General features: G+C 65.0%; 24 protein-coding genes. 14 read left to right on the top strand and 10 right to left on the bottom strand.

Annotated elements, in window-relative coordinates:
- Positions 1 to 2: 2 nt before the first annotated feature.
- The 4 genes from ABE093_RS10975 to trxA form a co-directional block, all read right to left on the bottom strand.
- Positions 3 to 1040, bottom strand: coding sequence for a DUF4238 domain-containing protein (locus ABE093_RS10975; RefSeq protein ID WP_430760934.1), 1038 nt, complete (start codon positions 1038 to 1040; stop codon positions 3 to 5).
- A gap of 769 nt (positions 1041 to 1809) precedes the next feature.
- Positions 1810 to 1953 (bottom strand): hypothetical protein, encoded by a 144-nt coding sequence (locus ABE093_RS10980; RefSeq protein ID WP_430760935.1) that lies wholly within the window; start codon positions 1951 to 1953, stop codon positions 1810 to 1812.
- A gap of 156 nt (positions 1954 to 2109) precedes the next feature.
- Entirely contained in the window at positions 2110 to 3804 is a 1695-nt protein-coding gene (gene rho, locus ABE093_RS10985; protein ID WP_430760936.1) for a transcription termination factor Rho, read from the bottom strand.
- Positions 3805 to 3994: 190 nt separating this feature from the next.
- A complete protein-coding gene (gene trxA, locus ABE093_RS10990) occupies positions 3995 to 4333 on the bottom strand; it encodes a thioredoxin (protein WP_430760937.1) in 339 nt (112 codons plus the stop codon).
- A 229-nt stretch (positions 4334 to 4562) separates the two neighbouring features.
- Here trxA and rhlB point away from each other — a divergent pair, with 229 nt between their 5' ends.
- The 8 genes from rhlB (at position 4563) to pgaD (ending at position 13268) form a co-directional block, all read left to right on the top strand.
- On the top strand, positions 4563 to 6257 hold the full coding sequence (gene rhlB, locus ABE093_RS10995; RefSeq protein ID WP_430760938.1) for an ATP-dependent RNA helicase RhlB: 1695 nt from the start codon (positions 4563 to 4565) through the stop codon (positions 6255 to 6257).
- Positions 6258 to 6275: 18 nt separating this feature from the next.
- Entirely contained in the window at positions 6276 to 6965 is a 690-nt protein-coding gene (ftsE, locus tag ABE093_RS11000; protein ID WP_430760939.1) for a cell division ATP-binding protein FtsE, read from the top strand.
- Positions 6958 to 7896 carry a permease-like cell division protein FtsX gene (ftsX, locus tag ABE093_RS11005; RefSeq protein WP_430760940.1) on the top strand — a complete coding sequence of 313 codons (939 nt, stop codon included), beginning with the start codon at positions 6958 to 6960 and terminating at the stop codon, positions 7894 to 7896. Before ftsE ends, ftsX begins: the two co-directional genes overlap by 8 nt.
- The gene (locus tag ABE093_RS11010) at positions 7896 to 8732 is read left to right on the top strand and encodes a response regulator (RefSeq protein WP_430760941.1); all 837 of its coding nucleotides are present in this window, start codon (positions 7896 to 7898) and stop codon (positions 8730 to 8732) included. Before ftsX ends, ABE093_RS11010 begins: the two co-directional genes overlap by 1 nt.
- A gap of 2 nt (positions 8733 to 8734) precedes the next feature.
- A complete protein-coding gene (gene ung / locus ABE093_RS11015; protein ID WP_430760942.1) occupies positions 8735 to 9433 on the top strand; it encodes a uracil-DNA glycosylase in 699 nt (232 codons plus the stop codon).
- Between the two features lie 76 nt (positions 9434 to 9509).
- The gene (pgaB, locus tag ABE093_RS11020; RefSeq protein WP_430760943.1) at positions 9510 to 11522 is read left to right on the top strand and encodes a poly-beta-1,6-N-acetyl-D-glucosamine N-deacetylase PgaB; all 2013 of its coding nucleotides are present in this window, start codon (positions 9510 to 9512) and stop codon (positions 11520 to 11522) included.
- Positions 11519 to 12820, top strand: coding sequence for a poly-beta-1,6-N-acetyl-D-glucosamine synthase (gene pgaC, locus ABE093_RS11025; protein ID WP_430760944.1), 1302 nt, complete (start codon positions 11519 to 11521; stop codon positions 12818 to 12820). The genes pgaB and pgaC overlap by 4 nt, the downstream gene beginning before the upstream one ends.
- Entirely contained in the window at positions 12813 to 13268 is a 456-nt protein-coding gene (pgaD, locus tag ABE093_RS11030; RefSeq protein ID WP_430760945.1) for a poly-beta-1,6-N-acetyl-D-glucosamine biosynthesis protein PgaD, read from the top strand. Before pgaC ends, pgaD begins: the two co-directional genes overlap by 8 nt.
- Positions 13269 to 13342: 74 nt before the next feature.
- On the opposite strand, the gene ABE093_RS11035 is transcribed toward pgaD, so the two are convergent.
- The gene (locus tag ABE093_RS11035) at positions 13343 to 14050 is read right to left on the bottom strand and encodes a DUF3761 domain-containing protein (protein ID WP_430760946.1); all 708 of its coding nucleotides are present in this window, start codon (positions 14048 to 14050) and stop codon (positions 13343 to 13345) included.
- Positions 14051 to 14269: 219 nt separating this feature from the next.
- Here ABE093_RS11035 and rpoH point away from each other — a divergent pair, with 219 nt between their 5' ends.
- Positions 14270 to 15151, top strand: coding sequence for an RNA polymerase sigma factor RpoH (gene rpoH, locus ABE093_RS11040; protein ID WP_430760993.1), 882 nt, complete (start codon positions 14270 to 14272; stop codon positions 15149 to 15151).
- A 69-nt stretch (positions 15152 to 15220) separates the two neighbouring features.
- On the opposite strand, the gene ABE093_RS11045 is transcribed toward rpoH, so the two are convergent.
- Genes ABE093_RS11045 through ABE093_RS11055 form a run of 3 tightly spaced genes read right to left on the bottom strand, consistent with a single transcriptional unit; the run spans position 15221 to position 18061 of the window.
- Positions 15221 to 15835 (bottom strand): trimeric intracellular cation channel family protein, encoded by a 615-nt coding sequence (locus ABE093_RS11045; RefSeq protein ID WP_430760947.1) that lies wholly within the window; start codon positions 15833 to 15835, stop codon positions 15221 to 15223.
- Positions 15836 to 15842: 7 nt separating this feature from the next.
- Positions 15843 to 17132 (bottom strand): NAD(P)/FAD-dependent oxidoreductase, encoded by a 1290-nt coding sequence (locus tag ABE093_RS11050; protein ID WP_430760948.1) that lies wholly within the window; start codon positions 17130 to 17132, stop codon positions 15843 to 15845.
- A complete protein-coding gene (locus ABE093_RS11055) occupies positions 17129 to 18061 on the bottom strand; it encodes an NAD(P)H-binding protein (protein WP_430760949.1) in 933 nt (310 codons plus the stop codon). Before ABE093_RS11055 ends, ABE093_RS11050 begins: the two co-directional genes overlap by 4 nt.
- An 89-nt stretch (positions 18062 to 18150) precedes the next feature.
- On the opposite strand from ABE093_RS11055, the gene ABE093_RS11060 reads away from it, so the two are divergent.
- A complete protein-coding gene (locus ABE093_RS11060; RefSeq protein WP_430760950.1) occupies positions 18151 to 18690 on the top strand; it encodes a GbsR/MarR family transcriptional regulator in 540 nt (179 codons plus the stop codon).
- A gap of 3 nt (positions 18691 to 18693) precedes the next feature.
- Here ABE093_RS11060 and tal read toward each other — a convergent pair whose 3' ends face one another.
- Complete coding sequence (gene tal / locus ABE093_RS11065) at positions 18694 to 19641, bottom strand: transaldolase (RefSeq protein WP_430760951.1); 948 nt, start codon at positions 19639 to 19641, stop codon at positions 18694 to 18696.
- Between the two features lie 89 nt (positions 19642 to 19730).
- Between tal and ABE093_RS11070 the strand changes: the two genes are divergently transcribed.
- Positions 19731 to 20426: a response regulator gene (locus ABE093_RS11070; protein ID WP_430760952.1), complete on the top strand. Its 696-nt coding sequence runs from the start codon at positions 19731 to 19733 to the stop codon at positions 20424 to 20426.
- The gene (locus tag ABE093_RS11075) at positions 20423 to 22276 is read left to right on the top strand and encodes an ATP-binding protein (protein WP_430760953.1); all 1854 of its coding nucleotides are present in this window, start codon (positions 20423 to 20425) and stop codon (positions 22274 to 22276) included. The genes ABE093_RS11070 and ABE093_RS11075 overlap by 4 nt, the downstream gene beginning before the upstream one ends.
- A gap of 353 nt (positions 22277 to 22629) precedes the next feature.
- Here the strand turns inward: ABE093_RS11075 and ABE093_RS11080 are convergent, their stop codons facing one another.
- Entirely contained in the window at positions 22630 to 24804 is a 2175-nt protein-coding gene (locus ABE093_RS11080) for a primosomal protein N' (RefSeq protein ID WP_430760954.1), read from the bottom strand.
- Between the two features lie 465 nt (positions 24805 to 25269).
- Between ABE093_RS11080 and ABE093_RS11085 the strand changes: the two genes are divergently transcribed.
- Positions 25270 to 25629 carry a hypothetical protein gene (locus ABE093_RS11085; RefSeq protein WP_430760955.1) on the top strand — a complete coding sequence of 120 codons (360 nt, stop codon included), beginning with the start codon at positions 25270 to 25272 and terminating at the stop codon, positions 25627 to 25629.
- A complete protein-coding gene (locus tag ABE093_RS11090; RefSeq protein ID WP_430760956.1) occupies positions 25619 to 26146 on the top strand; it encodes a hypothetical protein in 528 nt (175 codons plus the stop codon). The genes ABE093_RS11085 and ABE093_RS11090 overlap by 11 nt, the downstream gene beginning before the upstream one ends.
- The last annotated feature ends 5 nt before the right edge of the window (positions 26147 to 26151 follow it).

The following is a 26151-nucleotide window of genomic DNA, read 5'->3' on the forward strand; positions in this document are numbered from 1 at the left end:
GGTTATGCAGAAATGGCCAGGAGCTCTTCGGTTGACAGAAGTGGTTCGGCTGAGCCAATCAATTCCTTTAATTCTTTGAACTGCCCATCATCGGGCATATGGCTCAGGAAGAACTCACTAGATAACAGAGCGGATAGCATGTTGATTTCGCTTGCTGATCGCTTAGTAATATTTCCGGGCCTTCGGCCAATAACTGCAATTTTCGGAGACAATGGCAGCCACACCTCATCCATGGTCAGTTGATCGTCAACGTCGCCTAGTGCCAATTTCACTTTGCCATCTGACTGAATTGCTACAACCCCACAGTCGCCTAATATAAAAAATTCGGAATCAGAAGCAGCATATGTTTCATAAATAAGCTGCTCAAATAGTGTGACCCGTTTGTCTGGAACAGAAGATTCTTTGAATATTTTTAAGAAAGACTGGTCAGCAATGTTTTCAGATTCATTTAGAAGTCGCTCAAAGAATCCTCGGAATTCACTCACAATACGGTCAATTGTTTCATTTCGACAAGATTTTGCCTCTTGAACTAGCTGTGCTCGTGCTATGGCTTTGAATGTTGCACGCTGGTTCCTATTCAAGTGGACCTTTCCGAGTTCAATATCTATTAAGTCATCAATCCCCCTCTTGTCACTAAAGAATTTGTCATATTCTTCTTCAGCAAGCTTCTTGGCATTGATTGCTGTGGACATTGCGCTAATGATCTGAGGGGCTGCGTTTTTTAGCGCATCCCGCATTTTCTTTGTTCTGATGGAGATTGAAGCAACAAGAAGGGCATATTCGGACTGCGCTACCTGTCCATTAGACAAAGCCCGTTTAAGAATTTCACCAAGGACGGTTTCTGCTCGCGTAATATTTTCATCTGCAGTGCTTTCTTCTGGATTCCCGTAGAAATCCCTCTCATGTCCAATGTTGCTCGTATTTGTCAGAAAGCTACCTTGGTTTCTGTGGACATAAACGTAATGAGCATCTCTATTTTTGCGTGATTGAAAATTTCGCTGAAGGAACTGAGGGAGATAATGCTGTCGTCTTCCGCTCATCCACTAGTTCTCCATATTCGATTTGACATTTATAGCCAAGTTCCATGGCTGCCGCTATACATCTGGAAATCAACAGTTCATTGATTAAATAGGTTTCTAATAGAAATCAAAATATTGATGGATATCTGCCAAAGCACTTAATGGCATCATTTGTTTGCATTGGATTTGCTCTTGTTAATGTGGATGTGGCCGTAGCCACCAGATATGCGAATGTCGCTACGGGTTAGGCAGCAGATTTCATCTATGTAGGCACCCCAAACAAGCCAAGCGCCATGGCTTCTCGCAACGCGGGGTAGGTGGGGGTGCCTGAGAGCAGCTTCACCAGTTCAGACATGGTGTAGGCACGCTTCTTGGGCTTGGCTGTTTCACCGTTGTCGGAGCAACGCGGCTAGTGCGCTTGGCTTGCGTCTACGGGTGCTGAAACTATCGGGGGACTTTGAGCAGGCATTCATCGACGTATACATCCGCCAGAGAGTCTGTGACGGCAGTTGGGCCGCAGAGTTGCTACCAAGGTGAGTCCGAACTCCTTGTAGACCTGCTTGCGCTGAAATTGGACGGTCTTCACCGTACTCGTCACTGCCCATTCTTCAGAGAGGGCATCCAGACCTGATGCAGGCCGAAGGTTGGGATTTGTAGCTGGGGTTGGGGTCCAACTGCTGCGGGGTTAAGACCAACGAGGTCGCCCTCGGCCGTGAGAAGCACAGTTCAGAGGTGGAGCCCGTTGCCAATGCTTCGATGTGCTGGTGTGCTTGAAGGATTGCAGGCTATTTCAGGCGATTGGCTTCATCAAGGTCACGGGTATGGAGAGCGCATCGATGTGCGTGCTCCCAACCTTGTCGCGTAGCCCTACAGGCACCTTGATGCGGATGTGCCAAGAGTGGCCCAGTTGCTGCAGATATCGTTTCTTGCTCATTTTCCCATCCGCTCAGGAAGGGACTTAGAACTGTCTGGTGGTCAAGGTTGGTGGTCAAACTTTGGGCTTTGACCGGAGCCTTGAATAGATACAAGACCTTAAATAAAAAGGGCCTCTGGATGTCCAAAGGCCCTTTTTCAACCGCTTTTCGGTGGATTATCGCTTCATCGAACTGAAGAACTCGTCGTTGGACTTGGTGTTCTTCATCTTGTCGAGCAGGAATTCCATCGCTGCGATTTCGTCCATCGGGTGCAGCAGCTTGCGCAGGATCCAGATCTTCTGCAGCAGGTCGGGCTCGATCAGCAGGTCCTCGCGACGGGTGCCGGAGAGGTTGACGCCGATCGCCGGGTAGACGCGCTTCTCGGTGATGCGACGGTCGAGGTGCACTTCCGAGTTGCCGGTGCCCTTGAACTCCTCGTAGATCACCTTGTCCATCGCGCTGCCGGTATCGACCAGTGCGGTGGCGATGATGGTCAGCGAACCGCCTTCCTCGACATTACGCGCCGCGCCGAAGAAGCGCTTCGGGCGATGCATCGCGTTGGAGTCGACGCCGCCGGTCAGCACCTTGCCGCTGGAAGGCAGCACGTTGTTGTAGGCGCGGGCGAGGCGGGTGATCGAGTCGAGCAGGATCACCACGTCCTTCTTGTGCTCGACCAGGCGCTTGGCGCGCTCGATCACCATTTCCGCGACCTGGACGTGGCGCGCGGCCGGTTCGTCGAAGGTGGAGGAGATGACTTCGCCGCGCACGGTGCGCTGCATTTCCGTCACTTCTTCCGGGCGTTCGTCGATCAGCAGGACGATCAGGTGGACGTCGGGATGATTGGTCGTGATCGCGGTGGCGATCTGCTGCATCATCATCGTCTTGCCGGCTTTCGGCGGCGACACGATCAGCGCGCGCTGGCCCTTGCCCTGCGGCGCCATCAGGTCGAGGATGCGGCCGGTGATGTCTTCCGACGATCCGTCGCCGCGTTCGAGCTTGAAGCGCTTGCGCGGGAACAGTGGCGTCAGGTTTTCGAACAGGGTTTTGTTCTTGCTGGCTTCGATCGGCTCGCCGTTGATGGTGTCGACGATGTTGAGCGCGAAGTAGCGTTCGCCATCCTTGGGCCAGCGGATGCGGCCGGCGATGTGGTCGCCGGTGCGCAGGTTGAAGCGGCGGATCTGGCTCGGCGAGATGTAGGTGTCGTCCGGGCCGGCCAGGTAGCTGGCCTCGGCCGCGCGCAGGAAGCCGTAGCCGTCGGGCAGGATTTCCAGCACGCCGTCTGCGGCGACGCCTTCGCCGTGGCGGGTCAGCACTTTCAGCAGGGCGAAGATGATGTCCTGCTTGCGCGCGCGGGCCACGCCTTCATGGATCTGCAACTGCTCGGCGATGTCGAGCAGCTTCTGGGCGGGCATGCGCTTGAGGTCGCCCAGCGAGTACTGGGGGAAGCCATCGGGGATGGTCGGCATCGGCCGGGCCGAGGGCGGCGGTCCGTTCTGCTGGCCGTCATCGTCGGTCGGCAGGCCCTGGTCGCGATAGCGGTCGCGCTGGCGTTCGCGGCGATTCTTGAAGCGCTCGCGGCGATTGTTGTTGTTGAAACGCTGGCCGTCTTCGCGCGGGCCACCGTTCTGCTGCTGGCCGCCATTGCCGCCCTGCTGCTGTTCGCCATCGCCAGTGTTGGCGTGCGACTGCGCGGGCGCGCTGGGCTGGCTGGCGACGGGCGCCGGGGTCGGCGCGGGTGCGGGAGGCGGGGTGGGGGCGGGCGCCGCGACTTCAACGGCGACGGGGGTTGGAGCGGCTTCCGTGGCTTCGGGACGTACCTTGGGCGGACGGCCACGACGCTTCGGGGCGGGCTTGATTTCTTCTTCGGACAAAGGGGAATCCTCGCAATGGCGAGCGCTCGGCACGGGGCCGGCGGAGTGGTTCAGGAATGGATTCGGTGCAACGAGATGGGTGCGGCGGAGATGTCGAATGGAACGGACAGGCGCGCCGGACGCCTAGAAACTAGCACTGCCGGCGCGCCGCGGCAAGCGGGCGCCGACAGATATTCAGGATTGGGGGCGATCAGGCGACCGCGCGGTCGATCATCTGGGACAGCACCGACTTCACGTTCGGCGGCGCGCCCATCTGGGTCGCGGCGATCTGGCCGCCCTTGAACATCACCAGCATCGGGATGCTGCGGACGTTGAAGCGCATGCCCAGCTGCGGGTTGGCCTCGATGTCGACCTTCACCACCTTGGCCTTGCCTTCATAGGTGTCGGCGAGCTGGTCGAGGCTGGGGGCGATCATCTTGCAGGGACCGCACCACGGCGCCCAGAAATCCACCAGCACGGGCTGGTCGGACTTGAGGACGAGGTCGTCGAAGTCCTTGTCGGTGGCATGGAAAACGTTGGCGCTGCTCATGGACACTCCGGAATGGGGGCGGGTCGGAAAAGGGACGCGGATAGCTTCGCATGTCCCGGTCGCAGCAACTGTGACGCGGCTGCAGGTTCGACTTGCTAAGATGTGTGGGCTTGCACGCCGGCTTCAAGACCCCGGCGCGCCTCCCTGAAAGCCGCTTCCGGCACCCGCCCAGCGCGTGGCTGCCCATCCCGAGCGCCCTTCGCGCCCAGAAATCCCCATAAGAACCTTCATGTCCGACAAACCGCTGACCGACGTCGCTTTCTCTTCCTTCGACCTGCATCCCTCGCTGCTCGCGGGCCTGGAAGCCGCCGGTTTCAACCGCTGCACCCCGATCCAGGCGCTGACACTGCCGGTCGCACTGGCCGGACGCGATGTCGCCGGCCAGGCCCAGACCGGCACCGGCAAGACGCTGGCCTTCCTGATCGCCGCGATCAACCGCCTGCTGACCCGCCCGGCGATGGCCGAGCGCAAGCCGGAAGATCCGCGCGCGCTGATCCTGGCGCCGACCCGCGAGCTGGCGATCCAGATCCACAAGGATGCCGTGAAGTTCGCTTCCGATCTCGGCCTGAAGTTCGCGCTGGTCTATGGCGGCGTCGATTACGACAAGCAGCGCGAGCAGTTGCAGCGCGGCGCCGACATCATCATCGCCACCCCCGGCCGCCTGATCGATTACGTCAAGCAGCACAAGGTGGTGAGCCTGCACGCCTGCGAGGTCTGCATCCTCGACGAAGCTGATCGCATGTTCGATCTCGGCTTCATCAAGGACATCCGCTTCCTGCTGCGCCGGATGCCGGCACGCACCGAACGCCAGACCCTGCTGTTCTCGGCGACGCTGAGCCATCGCGTGCTCGAGCTCGCCTACGAGCACATGAACGAGCCCGAGAAGCTGGTGGTGGAAGCGGAGACGGTCACCGCCGCCCGCGTGCGCCAGCACCTGTATTTCCCGGCCGACGACGAAAAGCTGCCGCTGCTGCTCGGCCTGCTGTCGCGCAGCGAGGGCGCGCGGACGATGGTCTTCGTCAATACCAAGGTCTTCGTCGAGCGCGTGGCGCGCGCGCTGGAACGCGCCGGCTATCGCGTCGGCGTGCTCTCGGGCGACGTGCCGCAGAAGAAGCGCGAATCGCTGCTGAAGAAATTCCAGGCCGGCCAGCTCGAACTGCTGGTCGCCACCGACGTTGCCGCGCGCGGCCTGCACATCGACGGCGTCTCGCACGTCTTCAACTACGACCTGCCGTTCGATGCCGAGGACTACGTGCACCGCATCGGGCGTACCGCGCGCCTTGGCGCCGAGGGCGACGCGATCAGCTTCGCCTGCGAGCGCTACGCGATGGGCCTGCCCGATATCGAGGCCTATATCGGCCAGGAAATCCCGCGCGCCAGCGTCAGCCCGGAGCTGCTGATCGCGTTGCCGCGTCCGGAACGTCCCAAGCTGGAAGTCGAGGCGGGTGGCGAGGACGACAGCATCGGCACGATCTTCAAGGAAGCCCGCGAAGCGCGCGCCGCCGACGAGGCCAAGCGCGGCGGTGGTCGTTCGCGTAGTGGCGGCGGTTCTTCGACGGGCCCGCGTCGTCGCGCGGAAGGCAGTCGCGATGGCAACGAGCCTCGTCAACCACGTCCGCCGCGTCCGCGTCCGGAACAGCAGGATGCCAAGCCGGCGGCTTCGGTCGCCGCCGCGGAAGGCGACGAGAACAAGGCGCCGCGCAAGCGTCGCCGTCGTCGCAAGGGTCGTCCGGTCGATGGCGCCGCAGTCCCGCAACAGGACGCTTCGACGCAACAACGCGCGCCGCGTCGCGACAACGCCGGTGGCAAGCATGAACACGCCGCACCGAAGCCGGTCGCCGAACAGGCGAAGCCGGGCCTGCTCGGCCGCATCGGCCAGGGCCTGCGTCGCCTGGTCACGCGCGGAGCGTCGCAACAACACTGATGCCGGCATAATGCCGGCATGAGCCTTCTTCGCTTCGACGGCGTCAGCAAGCAATATCCCGGCGGCCGCCACGCGCTGGCGGACGTCAATTTCGCGGTGGAACCGGGCGAAATGCTGTTCGTCACCGGCCATTCCGGCGCCGGCAAGAGCACGCTGCTCAAGCTGATCCAGCTGGCCGAGCGCCCCAATCGCGGCGCGGTGCTGTTCGACGAACGCAATCTCCACAACGTCCGCGGTCGCAAGGTTGCGCTGCATCGGCGCGATGTCGGCGTGGTCTACCAGAACCATCAGTTGCTGGCCGATCGCAGCATCTTCGAGAACGTGGCGCTGCCACTGATCCTGCGCGGGATGCCGCGCGCCGAGATCGGCAAGCGCGTGCGCAGCCAGCTGGAACGGATGGGGCTGGGTGGCCGCGAGAAATCGCTGCCGTCGCAACTCTCCGCCGGCGAGCAGCAACGCGTCGGCATTGCCCGTGCGCTGATCGGAGAACCCCGGATGCTGGTGGCCGACGAACCGACCGGCAATCTCGATCCGACGCTGTCCGCCGAGATCATGGAATTGTTCGCGTCGCTGCCCGAGCGCGGCACCAGCGTGCTGGTGGCGAGCCACGACCTCAACCTCGTCAAGCGCATGAAGAAGCGCGTGCTGGTGCTGAACCAGGGCCAGCTGGTCGACGACATTTCGCCCGAGGACCTCGCCGATGAGTAACCAGCGCGTCGATACTCCGCGCGCAGGCGTCGGGACCTGGGTCGACCATCATCTCTACAGCGTGGTCGCCAGCCTCGGCCGCGTGGTGCGCAAGCCGTTCGCTTCGCTGCTGACCATCGCGGTGATCGCGCTCGCCTTCACCCTGCCGCTGGGCCTGTGGCTGGTGCTGCAGAACGTCCAGCGCTTCACCGGCGACGTCCAGCGTTCGCGCGAGATCAGCGTCTTCCTCAAGCAGGACACCAAGGTCGATCGCGCCCGCGCATTGGCCGAGGAAGTGCGTGCGCGTCCCGATGTCGGCAACGTGGTGTGGAAGACACCGGACGAGGGCCTCGCCGAATTGCGCAAGAGCAGCACCCTGGGCGATGCGCTCGACGGACTCGACGGCAATCCGCTGCCGAACGTGCTGGTGGTGACGCCGAAGTCCGACGAAATCGCGCTCGCCGATGCATTGAAGCAGTTGCCGGAAGCCGACCTGGTGCAGCACGACGCGGTGTGGCGCAAGCGCCTCGACGACTGGTTGCAGCTCGGCGCGCGATTGGCGCTGGTGCTGGCGGTGATGCTCGGCGCCGGGGCGGTGCTGGTGATCGGAAACACCGTGCGCCTCGACATCCAGTCGCGCCGCGAGGAAATCGGCGTGCTGCAATTGCTCGGCGCCACCGACGGTTTCATCCGCCGGCCCTTCCTCTATCTCGGTGCGTTGTACGGATTGGGCGCCGGCCTGCTCGCGCTCGCCGTGCTGACCGCCGCCAACATCGCCCTGCAGTCGCCGTTGTCGACGCTGGCCGCGAGCTATGGATCGCATTTCGAACTGCAACCGTTGACGCCGGTGCAGGCGCTGGCCGCGGTGGTCGCTGCGACCTTGTTGGGATGGCTGGGTGCGGGTATCGTCACCGGCCACTTCCTGCGCCAGACCCGTCCGACGGATCGCTGATGTCCATCCCAACCCGCGATCTGCGTCATCTTGTCAGCGAAGCGCCGCGCGTGATGGTGGTCGATGGTTCGCGCATGGTGCGCAAGCTCATCGGCGACGTGTTGATGAAGGAGTTGCCGAACGCCAGCGTGGTGCCCTGCGACGGCGTCGCCAGCGCGCAAACGGCGCTGGCCGCGGGCCAGGTCGATCTCGTCACCACCTCGCTGGTGCTGCCCGATGGCGATGGCCAGGATGTCGCGCGCGCGGTGCACGAAGCGGCGGGCCAGGCCTACGTGCCGGTGATCGCGGTGTCGTCCGATGTCCAGCACCGGCTGGAAACGCGCACCCTCGGCGACGAAATCACCGATTACTTCGACAAGGAGCTCGGTTACGGCGCGCTGGTCGCGTTCCTGCGCGGCTACGTGCAGCCGCAACCGATCGCCGGTGCGCGCGTGCTCTACATCGAGGACAGTCGCGTTGTCGCGCTGGCGATCAAGCGCATGCTCGCGGCGCAGGGCCTCGACGTGATCCATGTCGAGAGCGCCGAGGCCGCGCTCGATTACCTCGCCGAGCATCGCGACGGCGACGACGCGCCGGGCGCCAACCTCATCCTCACCGACGTCTATCTCAACGGTCCGCTCGGTGGCGGCGACGTGCTGCGACGCGTGCGCGGCGAGTTCCATCTCGGCAAGCGCGCGCTGCCGATCATCGTGATGACCGGCGACGAGAATCCCGACAAGCAGCGCGACCTGCTGGTCGCCGGCGCCAACGATCTGGTGCTGAAGCCGGTGGAGCAGCGTCTGCTGGTGACCAAGATCCTGTTCCAGCTGCACGCGGCGCGGCTGGTGCGGCACTGACGATGACGGACAACGACACCATTCGCCTCGAGCCTTCCTGGAAGGCGCGCGTCGGCGATTGGTTCCAGCGCGAGGACATGCGCGCGCTGTCGGTCTTCCTGCGCGAACGCATCCGTGCCGGCGCCCGCATCCATCCCGAGCCCAAGAACATCTTCGCCGCCTTCGATGCCACGCCGTTCGATGCGGTCAAGGTGGTGATCCTCGGCCAGGACCCCTATCACGGTCCCGGCCAGGCGCACGGCCTGTGCTTCTCGGTGTTGCCGGGCGTGCCGGTGCCGCCGTCGCTCGACAACATCTACAAGGAAATCCATCGCGACCTCGGTCTGTCGCGTCCGGCCAATGGCTACCTGATGCCGTGGGCGGAGCGCGGCGTGCTGCTGCTCAATTCGGTGCTGACGGTCGAGGAGGGTCGTGCCGGCAGCCACCAGGGCCGCGGCTGGGAAGGGTTCACCGACCACGTGGTCGACGTCCTCAACCGCGAGCGCGAAGGGCTGGTCTTCATGCTCTGGGGCAGTTATGCGCAGGCCAAGGGCAAGGTCATCGATCCGCGCCGCCATCGCGTGCTCAAGGCCCCGCATCCGTCGCCGCTGTCGGCGCATCGCGGCTTCATCGGTTGCGGCCATTTCTCCGCCGCCAACGAGTACCTGGCGCGCCACGGCCAGACGCCGATCGACTGGTCGCTGCCCACAGGCAAGCCCTGAGGACATGACAGTCATTTAATGCCGACGGAAGGCCGCCACGGCCTAGAATGACCGTTGGTTCCCGTTGAAGCTGCGCATGTCCCGCGTCCCGGCCGTCCTCCGTTCCCTGCAGTTCTTCGCCTTCGCCTGCCTGTGCACGGTCGGGGCGCTTGCTTCCGTGGCGCGCGCCGCGATCGTGCCGCCGGAAGTCACCGTGCTGTGCTACCACGAGATCGCCGAACGCAAGGATGCGCTGACGCCGTCCTACGCGGTGCCGCCGGCCCTGCTGGAAAAGCAGCTGCAATGGCTGAAGGCGAACGGCTACCACTTCGTCTCGGTGCAGGACATCCTCGACGCCCGCGCCAAGAAGAAGCCGTTGCCGGCGAAGCCGGTGCTGATGACCTTCGACGACGGCTACGAATCGGTCTACAAGAATGCGTGGCCGATCCTCAAGCGCGAGAAGATCCCCGCGGTGGTCGCATTGGTCGGCCACTGGCTGGAAGTGCCGGAAGGCAAGGACTTCGATTTCGATGGTCGGCCGCTGCCACGCAACGAGCTGATGGCGTGGAGCGAACTCAAGAAGATGCAGGACAGCGGACTGGTCGAAGTCGCCAGCCACAGCTTCGACCTGCATCGCGGCATCCTCGCCAATCCGCAGGGCAACCGCCAGCCGGCGGCGACCGCGCTGCAATGGGTGCCCGACCAGCAGCGCTATGAAACGGTGGACGAATACCGCGCGCGCATCCGCCGCGATTTCGCCCGCAACCGCGCGCTCATCAGCAAGCATCTCGGCAAGGCGCCGCGGGTGATGGTGTGGCCGTATGGCCGCTACAACGCCGATGTCAGCAAGATCGCCGAACAGGCGGGCATGCCGCTCGGCCTCAACCTCGACGATGGTCCCAACAGCACGTCGACGCCGCTGTCGGCGCTGCGTCGCGAACTGGTGATGGGCGATACCACGCCGGAAGTGCTGTCCCACCTGTTGCACGTGCGCGAACGCAACGTACTCGACCAGGGCCGCGCCGCCAAGGTCGCGCAGATCGACCTCGACTACATCTACGACAAGGATCCCGAGCAGACCGAAGCCAACCTCGGCAAGCTGCTCGATCGCGTGCAGCGCCTTGGCATCAACATCGTCTACCTGCAGGCCTTCGCCGATCCCGACGCCAACGGCGCCGCCGACGCAGTGTATTTCCCCAACCGCCACATGCCGATGCGCGCCGACCTGTTCAACCGCGTCGCCTGGCAGTTGCTGACGCGCACCCAGGTCAAGCGCGTGTTCGCGTGGATGCCGCTCTTGGCGTGGCAGCCGCCGGCCAGCGATCCGGTGTCGAAGGACGTGGTGGTGACGCTGCCGAACAAGGCCAACCACCTGGCGATGGGCTATCCGCGACTGACGCCGTTCTCGCCGCGCGTGCGCAAGTGGGTGAAGGACATCTACGAGGACCTCGGCCGCCAGGCGACCTTCGACGGCATCCTTTTCCACGATGACGTCACCCTGTCCGATTACGAAGATGGCAGCGCCTGGGCGAAGAAGCAGTATCGCGCCTGGGGCCTGCCGCAACCGCTGCCGACTCTGCGCAGCGATCACGCCCTGTTGGTGAAGTGGAGCGAACGCAAGACCGACTTCCTCGATGGCTTCGCGCTGGACGTGGCCGCCGCCGTGCGCGCGGAACAGCCGGGCCTGCTCACCGCGCGCAATCTCTACGCGCAGGTCGCGCTCAATCCCGAGGCCGAGACCTGGTACGCGCAGAACTTGCGCAAGTCGATCCAGCGCTACGACTACACCGCGATCATGGTCATGCCCTACATGGAGCAGGCCGAGGATCCGCAGAAGTTCTACAAGGAGATGGTGGCCAAGGTGAAGGCGGTGCCGCACGGCATCAACCACACCGTGTTCGAACTGCAGTCGGTGGACTGGCGCAAGAATGACGCGCCGCTGCCGCCGAACGAACTCCCCGACACCATCCGCATGCTCTACGGCATGGGCGTGAAGCACGTCGGCTACTATCCCGACAACGTCTTCAACAACGTGCCCGATGCGGCGCTGCTGAAGCCGGTACTCGACAGCAAGCTCAACCCGCAGGACGACGAGGAGGACGATCAGTGATTCCGGGTTCGTTCCAGGCGTTCCTGCCCACGGCGTGGCTGACGCTGCAGGGGTTCGTCTATTACTACCCGTTGTTCATGTCCTACCTGTGGATGCTCGGGGCGATCCTGTTCTACTGGCGCATCGAGCGCCGCGAACCGTCGTTCGAGCATCCGCCGATTCCTGCCGACGCGCCCGGCGTGAGCGTGCTGATTCCCTGCTACAACGAAGGCCCGCATGCGGCGGAGACCATCGGGCAGGCGCTGAAGCTCGACTACCCCGACTTCGAAGTCATCGCCATCAACGATGGCAGCAAGGACGATACCGGCGCCATCCTCGATGCCATGGTCGCCGACAACCCGCGCCTGCGCGTGGTGCATCTCGCACGCAACCAGGGCAAGGCGATGGGCTTGCAGGCCGGCGCGTTGCTGGCGAAACACCGCATCCTCATCTGCATCGACGGCGATGCCTTGCTCGATCCGCATGCGGCCTACTGGATGGTGCGCCACTTCGACAATCCGCGCGTCGCCGCGGTCACCGGCAATCCGCGCATCCGCAACCGTTCGACCCTGCTCGGACGCGTGCAGGTCGGCGAATTCTCGTCGATCGTCGGCATGATCAAGCGCGCGCAACGCGTGTTCGGTGCGTTGTTCACCGTCTCCGGCGTGATCACCGCGTTCCGTCGCTCGGCCGTGCGCCAGGTCGGTTACTGGAATCCCGATGCGCTGACCGAAGACATCGACATCACCTGGCGCCTGCAGCGCGGCGGTTGGGACGTGCGCTACGAACCGCATGCGCTGGTGTGGATCCTGATGCCGGAAACGCTGAAGGGATTGTGGAAGCAGCGCCTGCGTTGGGCGACCGGTGGCGCGCAGGTGTTGCGTCGCAATCTCGACGTGGTGCTGCATCCCAGCCAGAACCGCCTGTGGCCGTTGTTGCTGGAACTGGTGCTGAGCCTGACCTGGGCCTACGTGATGCTGGCGATGGTGGTGGTGTGGCTGCTCGGCTACGTGCTGCCGGACGACTGGTTCCCGGGCATCGGTTCGCCGCTGATCCCGCAGTACAGCAGCGTGTTCCTGGCGTTCACCTGTTTGCTGCAGTTCGCGGTGAGCAAGTGGCTGGACAGCCATTACGAGCACGGCCTCGGTCGCAACTACTACTGGATGGTGTGGTATCCGCTGATGTTCTGGCTGATCAATACCGCTGCCACCGTCGTCGCCTTCCCCAAGGCGTGGATGATGGGCGAGGGCAAGCGCGCGCGTTGGGTCAGCCCCGATCGCGGCGTCCACATGAGGAGCGGAGGCGGCGACCATGGCTGAGCCGCGCTCCAAGCCGCCGATCATCAATGCCCGCGGCGAACTCGGGCGTGGGCGCCGGCTGGTGTCGGATGGCGCGACGCTGCTGGTGTGGATCGGCTGGATCCTGCTGTGGATCCCGGCGTTCCGCGTCGCTTTCCGTTCCCTGCGCGAAGCGCATCGTCTGCACGTGGACTGGGACCTGGCCGCGCAGGAAGCGATCGACACCATCACCCCGGTGTCGCTGACGCATTCGGCGCTGCTGGTGTTCGGCACCTGTGCGCTGTTGCTGTTGTGGAGCCTGATTCCCAATCGGAAACCCGCCGCCGTCCCGGTGACGGAGACGCTGGAAGAGGAAGCGCGCCGCCTGCAGGTGCCGCGCCAGGAATTGCAGGACGGTCGCGACAGCCGCATCTGCGTGGTGCACCACAACGACGATGGCGCGGTCAGTTCGATCGAACGCAGGGCTTGATCTTCGGCAACAACTTTGCGGGACAAAAAAACGCGGCCATGGGCCGCGTTTTTGTTTTGCCGTGATGCAAGGACTTACTTCGTGCCGCAGGCCTTGCCGCGCGATGCGCGGGCACCAGCAGCGATCGCGGCGCTCTCGCTCATGTACTGGCCGCTCTTGGTGGTGCCGTACCAGCGATCGCCCTGGCAGTGATAGACCTTGTCCTTCATGTTGACCCAGACCTGGCCATTGCCGCCGCCGGCCGCGACCGGGCCCGGGGTCGGCATGGCACGCGGTGCGCGCGCTGCCGGGGCCGGAGCGGGCGCCGGAGCAGTCGTCGCGACCGGAGCCGGGCGTGCCGGAGCCGCGGCGGGAGCGGGCACCGGTGCCGGGGCAGCCGCGGGCTTGGCCGTGGTGGCCGCGCCGCCATACCACGTCTGCACGCCCTTGTGGCCGCGGCAGGCGCCGGACTTGGACGCGGCGTTGGTCGAGGTGCCGTCCTTGCACAGGCCGCTGGCGCCGGCGGTGGGCGTGGCGGGTGCCGCAGCCGGGGTGGGTGCAGCGGCGGGTTTCGCCGACGCGGTCGTGGACTTGGCTGCCTTCGCGGGCTTGGCTTCGGTCGAGCCGAACCAGGACTGGACGCCCTTGTGGCCGCGGCAGGCGCCCATCTTGAAGCTGGCGGAGGTGTAGCTGCCGTCCTTGCACTGGCCGGTGGACCCGGCCGGGGCGGCGGTCTGGGCCATGGCCGGCACGGCGGCCGACAGCGCGAGCGACATCAGGGACAACAGGATCGGGTGCTTCATGCACGTCTCCGAAAGGTTGAGGGGTTGAGGCAGGGCCACGCTACGCCAGCGATGTGCAGGGGACCTTTCGTCACCATTGCAACTTGTCCATGTCGTCCCCATAGGGAAATATCAGGTGGTTGGAGTCCGGGTTTTCCCGTTCCTGAACGCCTGAAAACGGGACCGTATGGTCGTTTGGCACTCATCACACCGGACTGCTAAGATTCGCCCATGACTGCAATGACCCCCACGCGGGTGCCGGTCACTCGCGCAACGAGCACCGCGCTCACGCTGCCCAGCCCCCTGGGCTCCCTAGACGCGTACATTTCCGCCGTGCATCAGGTTCCGATGCTCAGCGCCGACGACGAGCGCGCGCTTGCCGCCCGCCTGCGCGACAACAACGACCTGACCGCCGCCCAGGAATTGATCCTCGCCCACCTGCGCTTCGTGGTGCACGTGGCCCGTGGCTACAACGGCTACGGCCTGCAGCTCGGCGACCTGATCCAGGAAGGCAACATCGGCCTGATGAAGGCGATCAAGCGCTTCGACCCCGATGTCGGCGTGCGCCTGGTCAGCTTCGCGGTGCACTGGATCCGTGCCGAGATGCACGAGTTCATCCTCAAGAACTGGCGCATCGTCAAGGTCGCGACCACCAAGGCGCAGCGCAAGCTGTTCTTCAACCTGCGCAAGTCGCGGACGCGGCTGGGCTGGATGAACGCCGAGGAGGTCAAGGCCGTCGCGCGCGACCTGAACGTGCCGGAAAGCGAAGTGCTGGAGATGGAAGCGCGCCTGTCCGGACGCGACATCGGCTTCGACATGCCGTCCGACGAGGACGACGAGCACGCGCCGCCGTCGCCGGCCGCCTACCTGCGCGCCGATGACGAAGACCCGTCGCAGGCCTACGAGCGTGCCGACAGCGAAGATCACCAGCTGGCGCTGTTGCGCGATGGCCTGGCCGATCTGGATGCGCGTTCGCGCGACATCATCAAGCGTCGCTGGCTCGATGCCGACAGCAAGGTGACCTTGCAGGAACTGGCCGACGAATACGGTGTCAGTGCCGAACGCATCCGCCAGATCGAGGCGAACGCGATGAAGAAGATGAAGGCGTTGTTCGCGGCCTAATCAGCGACGCGATCGCAGCAACATCGAACGGCCCGGAGCGATCCGGGCCGTTTGCATTTGCAGCGCGTGCTATTCGCGCGGCCGCGCCACCGGCAATTGCCAGCCATGCCGCAGGGCCATGTAGCGCAGGCCGAAGCAGGCCAGCGCGCCGGCCACCATCGCCGGGACTTGGGGCAGGTGCAGGGCCGAGGCCAACGCCACCACGCCGCCGCCGGCCAGCGCGGCGATCGCATAGAGTTCGGCCTGCAGCACCACCGGCGTGCGCGCGACCAGGACGTCGCGGGCGATGCCGCCACCGATGCCGGTCACCATGCCGAGCAGCATCGCCGCGAACGGCGTGAGCCCGAACGCCAGCGCCTTGGCGGTGCCGAGCACCGCGAACAGGGCGAGACCGGCGGCGTCGAACAGTTGCACCGGATTGTTCATGCGCTCGATGAGCGCGGACCAGCGGAAGGTGACCAGTCCGGCCGCCATCGCCGTCACCAGGTAGCGCCAATCCGCCAGCGATGCCGGCGGGTGCGCGCCGATCAGGACATCGCGGACGATGCCGCCGGAGACCGCAGCAACGCAGGACAGCACCAGTACGCCGAACAGGTCGAGCCGCTTGCGCACCGCCAGGGTGCCGCCGCTGAGCGCGAACACGAACGTGCCGATCAGGTCGAAAGCGAGCAGGAGGGTTGCCATGGCCGCCTCAGTCCGCGCTCGGCGAATCGTGGTTTTCGCCAAGGATGATCCGCGCCGCGCGCTGGTAACTCCAATATGCCCAGCACCAGTTGAGCAGCACGACCAGGCGGTTGCGGAAACCGATCAGGAAGAACACGTGCATGACCAGCCAGAACCACCACGCCAGGATGCCGGAGAAACGCAACTTGCCGAGGTCCACCACCGCGGCCATGCGACCGATGGTGGCGAGGTTGCCGTAATCCTTGTAGACGAATGGAATGGTGGTGGCGCCGTCCAGGCGTGCGCGGATGTTGCGTGCGACCAGGCGACCCATCTGCTTGGCCGCCGGCGCGACGCCGGGCACCGGCTTTCCGTTCGCCTGCATCAATGCAGCGAGGTCGCCGGCGACGAAGATGTCGGGGTGGCGGGGGATCGACAGGTCGGGTTCCACCTGCACGCGACCGGCGCGATCCAGCGGCACGCCAAGCATCGCGCCCAAGGGCGACGCCGCGACGCCGGCGGCCCACACCACGGTCTTCGCCGGAACGAAGCTGTCGCCCAGCAGGTAACCGTCGGCGTTGATGTCCTTCACCGGCGTGCCCAGCGTGACTTCGACGCCGAGGCGTTCCAGTTGCGTGCGCGCTTTCTCCGACAACGTTTCCGGAAACGCCGCCAGAACCCGCGGGCCGGCTTCGATCAGGCGCACGCGCGCCTGCGAGGGATCGATGTTGCGGAATTCGTCCTTCAACGTCTCTCGTGCGATTTCCGCCAGCGTGCCGGCCAGTTCCACGCCGGTCGGGCCGCCGCCGACGATGGCGAAGCTCAGCCACGCTTCGCGTTCGGCGGGATCGGTCGCGGCTTCCGCGCGTTCGAACGCGAACAGCAATTCGCGCCGCAGCTCGAGCGCGTCGTCCAGCGTTTTCAGGCCAGGCGCGTGTTCCGCCCACTGGTCGTTGCCGAAATACGCGTGCGTCGCGCCGCTGGCGAGCAGCAGGTCATCGAAATCGAGCGTCGTGCCATCGTCCAGCGTGATGTTTTTTGCGTCGGCATCGATGGCGGTCACCGTCGCCATCCGCACTTCGACGTTCTTCTGCCGGCGCAGGATATGGCGCAATGGCGCGGCGATATCGGGCGCCGACAACCCCGCGGTCGCGACCTGGTAAAGCAGTGGCTGGAACAGATGGTGGTTGTGGCGATCGACCAGTGTGATGCGCACGGGCGCGTTCGCCAGCGCCCGCGTCGCCCACAATCCGGCGAAGCCGCCGCCGATGATGACGACGTGGGGTATTGCGTGCCTGTCGTTTTGCGACAGCTTCATGCGACGGCCTCGTTGACGGTTCCGTATTTGGGCATTGTGCCAACGGTACGCGGCGTGCGGCCAAGCAGGCTCGGCAGGCGATTGATGCGCGGGCAGTTGTCGCGCTGCAGGAGCTCCCAGTGGCCGTAGGAAAACGGCGTGGCATGCAACAGGTCGCAAGCGTGCGCGGTGAGCCACGCCAGCCAGTCCGGGATCGGTATCCGCCATGCCGGCCGGGCATGGTGCAACGCACGCATCGCGGCGAGATGCTCGCCGATCGTGCGCAAGTCGTTGCCGCCGAGGTCGTGCTCGCGCACGTCGGCGCCTTGCAGCACCAGGGTTGCGATGGCCTCGCCAAGGTCGCCGGCGTCCAGCACCGCGATCCTGCCGCGCGCCGCGCGCGGCAACGGATGCACGGGCCAATGCGCGACGCGCCTGATCCATTTTGCGCCGCCATGGCCGCCGTCGCCATCGAGCAGAGATGGCCGCACGATGTGCCAGTCGGCGCCGCTGGCGCGCAGGGCGTTCTCGCCATCGTGCTTGGAGCGCAGGAAGCGGCTGCGCAGCCTGTCGTCGTAGCCCAGCGCCGAGACGTGCACCAATCGCAACCCGCGTTCGCGGCATGCGGCTGCAAGCGCTGCCGGCGCCAGGTGGTGCACGCGGTCATAGGTTTCATGCCCTCGCGGCCGCAGGATGCCGACGCAGTTGACGACCGCATCGATGCCGGCAAGCGCTTCGGTCCAGTCGCCGGCGTGCAGCATCCGTTCCATCCGCAATGCGCGATAGGCAGAAGCAGCGCCGATGCCATTGGGGTATTTGCCTGGATGGCGGCTGCCGATCACGACCTCGCAACCACGCGCGGCGAGTGCGGCCACCACATGGCGACCGATGAAGCCGGCGCCGCCGGGCACCAATACCCGCAGTCCCTTCCCGCGTTCGCAACCCTCCATGAGTCCACTCCTGTACTGTCAGTAATTTCAGTATTGACAGAAATATATGGCGAAACTAATCTGCGTGCAAGCATTCCCGGAGCGCCCCGATGACCGATGCCAGCATTGCTTTGTCCCCGATTAGCCGCCGCTTCGTCCTGCATTGGGGCGAGATGGGATCGCGCTGGGGCGTGAACCGCACGGTGGCGCAAATCCATGCGTTGCTGTTCCTGTCGGGGCGGCCGATGCATGCGGAGGAGATCGCCGAGACGCTGGAGGTGGCGCGCTCCAACGTCAGCACCAGCCTGCGCGAGCTGATCAATCTCAACCTGGTGCGGACGCTGCACCTGATGGGTGACCGCCGCGACCATTTCGAGACCTCGAAGGACGTGTGGGAACTGTTCCGCACGGTGGTTCGCGAACGCAAGGCGCGCGAGTTCGATCCCACCGTGGGCATGCTCAGGGAACTTGTCGCCGATCCCGCCTTCGCTGCCGAATCGGCCGACGTGCGTGCGCGGGCGAAGGAAACGCTGGCGCTGATGAGCGCGTTATCGGCCTGGGGCGAGGAAATGCTGCGCTTGCAACCGGCGACGCTGATGAAAGTGATGAAACTCGGCGGCAGGATCCAGAAGCTGTTGCGCGACGGCTGACGCTCAGCCCATCCGTTCGCGCAGCAACGCTTCGAGCTTGCCTTGGTCGACCGCGAACTTGCGGATGCCGTCGGCGAGCTTGTCGGTGGCCATCGCGTCTTCGTTGTGCTGCCAGCGGAACGCCGATTCGCCGAGTGCGGGCGGCGCAGGCTTGCGCGTGCCGTCGTCGACCAGCGCGCGGGCAACCGCATCGTTCGACTGCGCCAGTTCACCCAGCAGGTCGGGCGAGATCGTGAGGCGATCGCAGCCGGCCAGTGCCAGCACTTCGCCGGTGTTGCGGAAGCTCGCGCCCATCACCACGGTCTGGTAGCCGTGCTGCTTGTAGTAGTTCCAGATGCGCATCACCGACTGCACGCCGGGATCGTCCTGCGGCGTCGCCGGCTTGGCCATGCCGTTGGCGAGGTGCCAGTCGAGGATGCGGCCGACGAAGGGCGAGATCAGGAAGACGCCGGCTTCCGCGCAGGCCACCGCCTGCGCGAACGAGAACAGCAGCGTGAGGTTGCAATGGATGCCTTCGCGTTCGAGTCGTTCCGCGGCGCGAATGCCTTCCCAGGTCGCGGCGACCTTGATCAGCAGGCGATCTTTGCCGATGCCGGCGCGCTGGTAGAGATCGACCAGGCGATGGGCCTTGGCGATGGTGGCCGTGGTGTCGAAGCTCAGTCGCGCATCGACTTCGGTAGAGACGCGTCCGGGAATCAGCTTGAGGATGTCGCCGCCGATCGCCACCGCAAGGCGGTCGCAGGCATCGGCGATGCGGGCGTCGCCCTGTCCTTCGGCGTCGCGCAGGGCGGCATCGATGTGCCCGGCATAGGCCGGCAAGGCGGCGGCCTTGAGCAGCAGCGACGGATTGGTGGTGGCGTCCATCGGCTGGTACCGCGCGATGGCGTCGATGTCGCCGGTGTCGGCGACCACGGCGGAAAGGTCGCGAAGTTGATCGAGCTGATTGGCCACGTGAAGGTCCGGAATGCGGAAAGAGTGCCCATTGTCGCGCATTGGCCGGGATCGGGCGCACGACACCGTCGGCGGGGCGACGCTAGACTGTGGCGACCGCAGAGGGGGATGTGGTGGTGGAGCCGGAGCCGATCCAGTTGACGTCGATCCTGGTCGTGGAGGATGACTCCGCGATGCAGGCGCGACTGCGCGCGCTGATGCGCGAGGTCGCGGGTGCGGACGCGCGGATCGATATCGCATCGGATCTCGCCAGCGCCCGTGCCTGCCTGCGCGAACACCGCCCGGTGCTCGCCCTTGTCGATGTCCGGCTGCCCGACGGCAGCGGCATCGACCTGATCCGGCACATGCAGCAGGAATCGCCGGAAACGCAGGCGGTGATCGTTTCCGCCTTCGCCGAGGAGGAAATCATCCTCGCCGCGCTGCGTGCCGGTGCGATCGGCTATCTCCTCAAGGATCGCGAGGACATCGAGCTGGTGCTGTCGCTGCGCAGCCTGCAACGTGGCGGGTCTCCCATCGATCCGATGATCGCGCGCCGCATCCTTGGCATGGTGCCGGCGGCGACGCCATCGCCGGTGGATGCCGCGACTGCGCCGCAACTGTCCATGCGCGAGCGCGAAATCCTGCAATGGGTCGCGCAGGGATTGAGCAATCGCGACATCGCCGAGCGCGCGAACCTGTCGCGCCTGACCATTGAAGGACACACCAAGAACATTTACCGCAAGCTCGCGGTGAAGTCGCGCACCGCGGCCGTGCATGAGGCGCGTACCTTGGGCCTGCTGGAATGATCCGGTTGCTTTGCGCACTGATGCTGGCGCTGCTGGCGAACCTCGCCTGCGCCGCCGAGCCGGCCGTCGTCACCATCGATCGCGCCGAAGCGGTGCGCTCGGACTGGAACGCGACCCTGCCGCCGCGCGACGGCTGGGTGCCGGTCAATCTGATGGACGAATGGAATTCGCACTGGCCGGGCTACAGCGGCGTGGTGTGGTATCGCATTCGCTGGAACCAGGCCGATGCCAGCGTACCGATCGGATTGCTGCTCGATTACACCTGCATGGCGGCCGAGGTGCGGCTCAACGGCAGCGTGATCGATCGCGATGCGTCGCTGGTGGAACCGTTATCGCGCAAATGGCATGTCCCGCGTCATTTCATGGTGCAGGCGCCGTTGCTGAAGCAGGGCGAGAACGAGTTGCTGGTGCGGGTATCGGGCCTCAGCGAATACGCGCCGGGCTTCGGCACCGTGTCGGTGGGCGACGCCGCGACGTTGCAGGCGAGCTTCAACAAGGCGGTCTTCATCCGCCGCGACCTGCAGGTCCTCGATTTCGCCATCGGGATTGTCGTTGCCTCGCTGTTCGGATTGTTCTGGCTGATGCGCAGGCAGGACACCACCTATGGCTGGTATGCGCTCAGCGGATTTTTCGGCACCTTGTACGGCAGCAACTACATCGTCGACAGCACCTGGCCGTTCCCGACCACCAACATGTGGCAAGCCTTCATCGCCGCCAGCTTCGTGGCGATGGTGGTGACGCATTCGATCTTCCTGCTGCGCTACTGCAACCGACGCTGGCCACGCATCGAAAGGGTGCTGATCGTCATCGCCGCACTGGCGCTGGTGCTGGTGCCGATCATCCCCGACTGGATGGGGCCGCAACGCAACACCTACCTGCTGCCCGCGATCATGTACGTGTACGTGGCCAACCTGGCCTTCATCGGCTATGCGTTGCTTCACCGCCGCAGCGACTACCTGGTGCTGGCGGCCTGCGTCAGCGTTCCCCTGGTGATGTCCTTCCACGATCTTGCCGTCTACCTGTGCTGGATGAAGGCGTCGACCTATCTCGGCGCGCTGCTGTCGCCGCTGACCATCCTCGGCATGGGGTTCGTGCTGGCCTATCGTTTCGCCACCACCATGAAGCGGGTCGAAGGCTTCAATACCGAACTCACCCGCGAAGTGCATTCGGCGACGTCCCAGCTTGCCCGGACCATGAACCAGCAGCACGCGCTGGAACTCGCGCATAGCCGTGCCGGCGAGCGCCTGCAGCTGGTGCGCGACCTCCACGACGGTTTCGGCGGCACGCTGGTCGGCACCATCGCCGAATTGAAGCAGGCGCCGGACGACATGCCGAAGGCGCGCGTCATCGGCATCCTCAGCGAGATGCGCGAAGATCTTCGCCTAGTGATCGACAGCACTGCGCGTGAGCATGCCGACCTCGCCGAATTGGTCATACCTTTGCGCCATCGTGCCAGTCGTCTGCTCGAATCGGCGGAGATCGAAGACTATTGGACGCTGAAAGGGCTGGAAGGCGTCGATCTTGGCACCGTGCGCAGCCTGGATCTGCTGCGCCTCTTGCAGGAAGCGCTCACCAACGTGTTCAAGCACAGCCGTGCGCGACGCGTCGACGTGACGCTGGAATGCACAGCGGAGAGCCTGCGCATGCAGGTGCGCGATGACGGCATCGGCATCGCGGCGGCGGTTCTTAACAGCCGAACGGCTGGTCAATCTGAATCGCAAAAAAACAGCGAAGGTGGTGCTGGCATGGCCAGTATGCGAACGCGCGCACAGAGGTTGGGCGCGGCGTTCGATATCGTTCGTGGCGAACATGGAACGGTGATCAACCTTCTGATGCCGCTGATGGCATAGAACGGAAAAAACACCTGAATTTGGGGGTGTTTTTTTTCCGCGAATATGCTCAGTCTCTGCACCGTCGAAGGAAGACGCGGTTCCCGCCCATCTTCCGGACTGATCCAGTCAGGCGTGCATGTGGTCCCCCGCCATGCATACGACGGAAACCGTTGCCGGAATCACCGGGACGAGGTTGTCCAGGCCGGCAAGGTCAACACGGTGGCGGTGACAGGATGGCATTGCGCCGTGGTGCAGGTGAAGGGACTCACCACGCACGTGCAGTCACTCGACTGCAGTGCGGAACAAAGGGAGGCACGTGCGGGTGACCCAGGGAGGGGGTCACTCGCATGCTGCCAAAGTCGATCGGATCTTCAGTACAGATCGGCCGGATCGACATCCAGCGACCAGCGCACCCGCCGCGCTTCCGGCATCGCGTACAGCGACGGCACCCAGGCATCCAGCACCGATTGCAATGCCGCGCGCGATGGCGACGACAGGATCAACTGCATGCGCTGGTAGCCGGCGCGACGCGGCATCGGCGCCGCCAACGGCCCGTGCACTTCGATCGCGACGTCGGCAATGCCTTGCTTCGCCGCCCGCAGGAAATGCATGACCGGATCGGTGTGCTTGGCTTCCGCGCGCAGCAGGGCCATGTGGGCGAACGGCGGGAAACCGGCGGCTTCGCGTTCCCCCAGTTCGCCATCGGCGAAGGCGTGGTAGCCCTGCATCACCAGCGTCTGCAGCAGCGGGTGATCGGGGTGATGGGTTTGCAACAGCACGGTCCCGGCCTTGTCGGCGCGTCCGGCGCGTCCGGCGACCTGCACCAGCAATTGCGCGAGTTTTTCGCCGGAACGGAAATCCGCGGAGAACAGTCCTTCGTCGATGCCGACCACCACCACCAGCGTGAGGTTCGCCAGATCGTGGCCTTTCGCCAGCATCTGGGTGCCGATCAGGATGCCGGGCTGCGCGCCGAGCGTGTCGAGATGTTTCTGCAGTCCGTCGCGTACCTGCGTGCTGCCGCGATCGATGCGCAGCACCGGCACGTCGGCGAAACGCTGCGACAGGAATTCCTCGATGCGTTCGGTGCCGTTGCCCTGCGGCTGCAGCGCCAGGCTGGCGCATTGCGGACAGGCCGGCGGCGTCGGTTGCTGCGCGCCGCAGTGGTGGCAGATCAAGCGTCGTCCCGCGCCATGCACCGTCATCGGTGAATCGCAGCGCCGGCATTGCGCGCTCCAGCCACAGTCGTGGCAGAGCAGCACCGGGGCATAGCCGCGGCGATTGCGGAACACCAGCACCTGTCCACCGGCGGCGAGCGCGGATTCGATGGCGGAAATCGCTTCCGGCCCGAGTCCGGCCTGCAGCGGGCGCTTGCGCACGTCGATCACGCGCACCTGTGGCGGGCGTGCGCTACCTGCGCGATGGTGCAGGCGCAGGTGCGTGTAGCGTCCCGCCTGCGCGTTGTGCAGCGACTCAAGTGATGGCGTGGCGCTGCCGAGCACGATCGGCACGCCCAGCGCCTTGGCGCGAACGATGGCGAAATCGCGGGCGTGGTAGCGGATGCCGTCGAACTGCTTGTAGCTGCCGTCGTGTTCCTCGTCGACGATGATCAGTCCGGCGTCCGGCAACGGCACGAAGGCCGCGGAACGCGTGCCGACGATCACCCGCGCCTGCCCGCGCAGCGCCGCCGTCCATGTCCGTGCACGTTCGCCTTCGGCCAGTCCGGAATGCAGTGCATGGATCGGCACGCCGAGACGGGTGCGGAAGCGTTCCAGCATCTGCGGGGTCAGGCCGATCTCCGGCACCAGCACCAGGGCCTGGCGTCCGCGCGCAAGCGTGCGCGCGATGGCGTCGAGATAGACCTCGGTCTTGCCGCTGCCGGTCACGCCATCGAGCAGGGCGACGGCGAACGATTCATGCGCGGTGATGGCGTCGGCGGCGGCGCGTTGTTCATCGTTCAACACGGGCGGCGGAACGGTCGGCGTGGCGACCACGGCGTCGACCGCGACGCGTTCCGCCAATCCGCGTTTGGCCAGCGATCGGGCATGCGTGCGCCAACCCGGATGTCGCGCGTCGAGACCGTCCTCGTCGTGCACGCCCTGCGCCAGCAGTTCGGCGAGGCGACGCGGCGCGCCCGCGCGCAGGCCCGGCAACGCGGTCTGCCCGGCTTCGCTCAATCGCCAGCCGTGCGCCTGCGTTTCCGGCAACGGCGCGCCCTGGCGCAATGTCGCCGGCAATGCCGTGGCCAGCACTTCGCCGATCGGGGCGTGCAGATAGCGCGCCAGCCACGCCAGCGACGACCACAGCTCGCCATGGAGGAGGGGCGTTTCGTCGATCCGCTCCAGGACCGGCTTCAGTGCCAGCGCTTCGTCATTCGCGTCCTGGGCCTCGTCGACGGCGATCCCGACGATTTCCCCGCTGCCCAACGGCACGCGCAGCCGGCAGCCGCGCAAGGGCGACGCCGCTGCGTCGGCATCGATGCGGTAATCGAAAGGCGTGGGCAGGGGCCGGGGCAGCGCGACCGCGACCCGGCGAACGGCATCAGGCATCGGGAGATTCTGGCATGGCGATCCGGTGCCGGCTTGCACCACGCAACGCATCCGCGGGTGAGGTCATGGTCGCAAGTCCTTGAGCCCCCATACAGATATCGTTTATCCACACAGGATGTGGATAAGTCTGTGCAGGCAATTCCGATCGTGGGCGAAACAGGGGCTTTTTCGCTGCAACACAGGGAATGGTGAAAAAAGTGCCACGCGGCCTGATTCTTTTCAAATCAATGGATTAGAAGCGAATTCTGCGAAATCGCTGAGTCATCACGGCCAAGTATCCGGTTTCGTGACAAAGACGTGACCCCTGTGAACAACATTCCGACGAGATGCACAGTTCCGGTTTCGATGCAAGCCCTCGGAACAGGTCTCGGGCATGACTGACGGGACAGGACGACGCATGGCCGCACGCTATCATCGTGGCGATGCCGCATCTCAGCGCCTGATCTCGTGACCCCTGCTCCAGGCGTGTTCCCACTCTCCCGACGTACTTGGTCCTGGCTGGCCGGCGTGGTCGTGCTGACCGCAGCGGCGCTGCTCTCGACCTGGGTCGGCGACTGGACGACACGGCTGGCCGGCGGCGATGAGCCGCACATCGCCACCGAGGCATTGCCGCAGGCAGCCCTTCCGCCGGAAAGCGCCCACGCGCCTTCCGCGCGCGGCGAGCTGGCGCCGGACGACCGCGATGCCGCCGTGGTGCGCGACCTCGAATTCCTGTCGTGGTACTCGCAGCGCCACGAGGCGGGGACGCCCGCCGCCGCGCCGCTGCCGGAATTGCCCGAGACCATGAGCGACGGCGAGTCCCAGGAGGGCAACGATGCGCAGTGAACGCGCCTGCCTGTTCGTGCTCGCCGTAATCGTGATGGCGGGATGCCAGCGCGCGCCGGAGCCGGCGCCGCAAGCCGAGACGAACCGGCAGGCCATCAACAGGGTTCACGAGCGCGACCAGCGCGAACGCCAGTCGGCGTGGTTGCAGCTGGATGAAGCGCAGCGCCAGCGCATTCGCGACGCGGCGACGGCATTCGCCGCGTTGCCCGCGGACGAACAGTCGCGATTCCGCGCCGAGTTCGCGCAACTCGATCGTGCCGAGCAACGCGGTTGGCTGCTCGGTCCGCAAGTCGGCGCGCTCTGGCCGCAGTTGTCGCCGCTGTTGTCCTACGTGCCCGAGGACGAACGCGCGCCATTGCTGCGCATCCTCCACGACATGAATGCCGATGAATTGGCCGAGCTCGGACGCATCGCCTGGCGCACGCCGCCGGAGCAGCGCGACGCCCTGCGCAAGGAATTGATGAATGTTCCGGCCGCGAATCGCGCGGCGTGGCTGGCGCAGGTGTCGGAGCGCTGAGGCGC

Origin of the sequence: Solilutibacter silvestris (assembly GCF_050574925.1) — a bacterium.
GTDB lineage: Bacteria > Pseudomonadota > Gammaproteobacteria > Xanthomonadales > Xanthomonadaceae > Solilutibacter > Solilutibacter silvestris_A.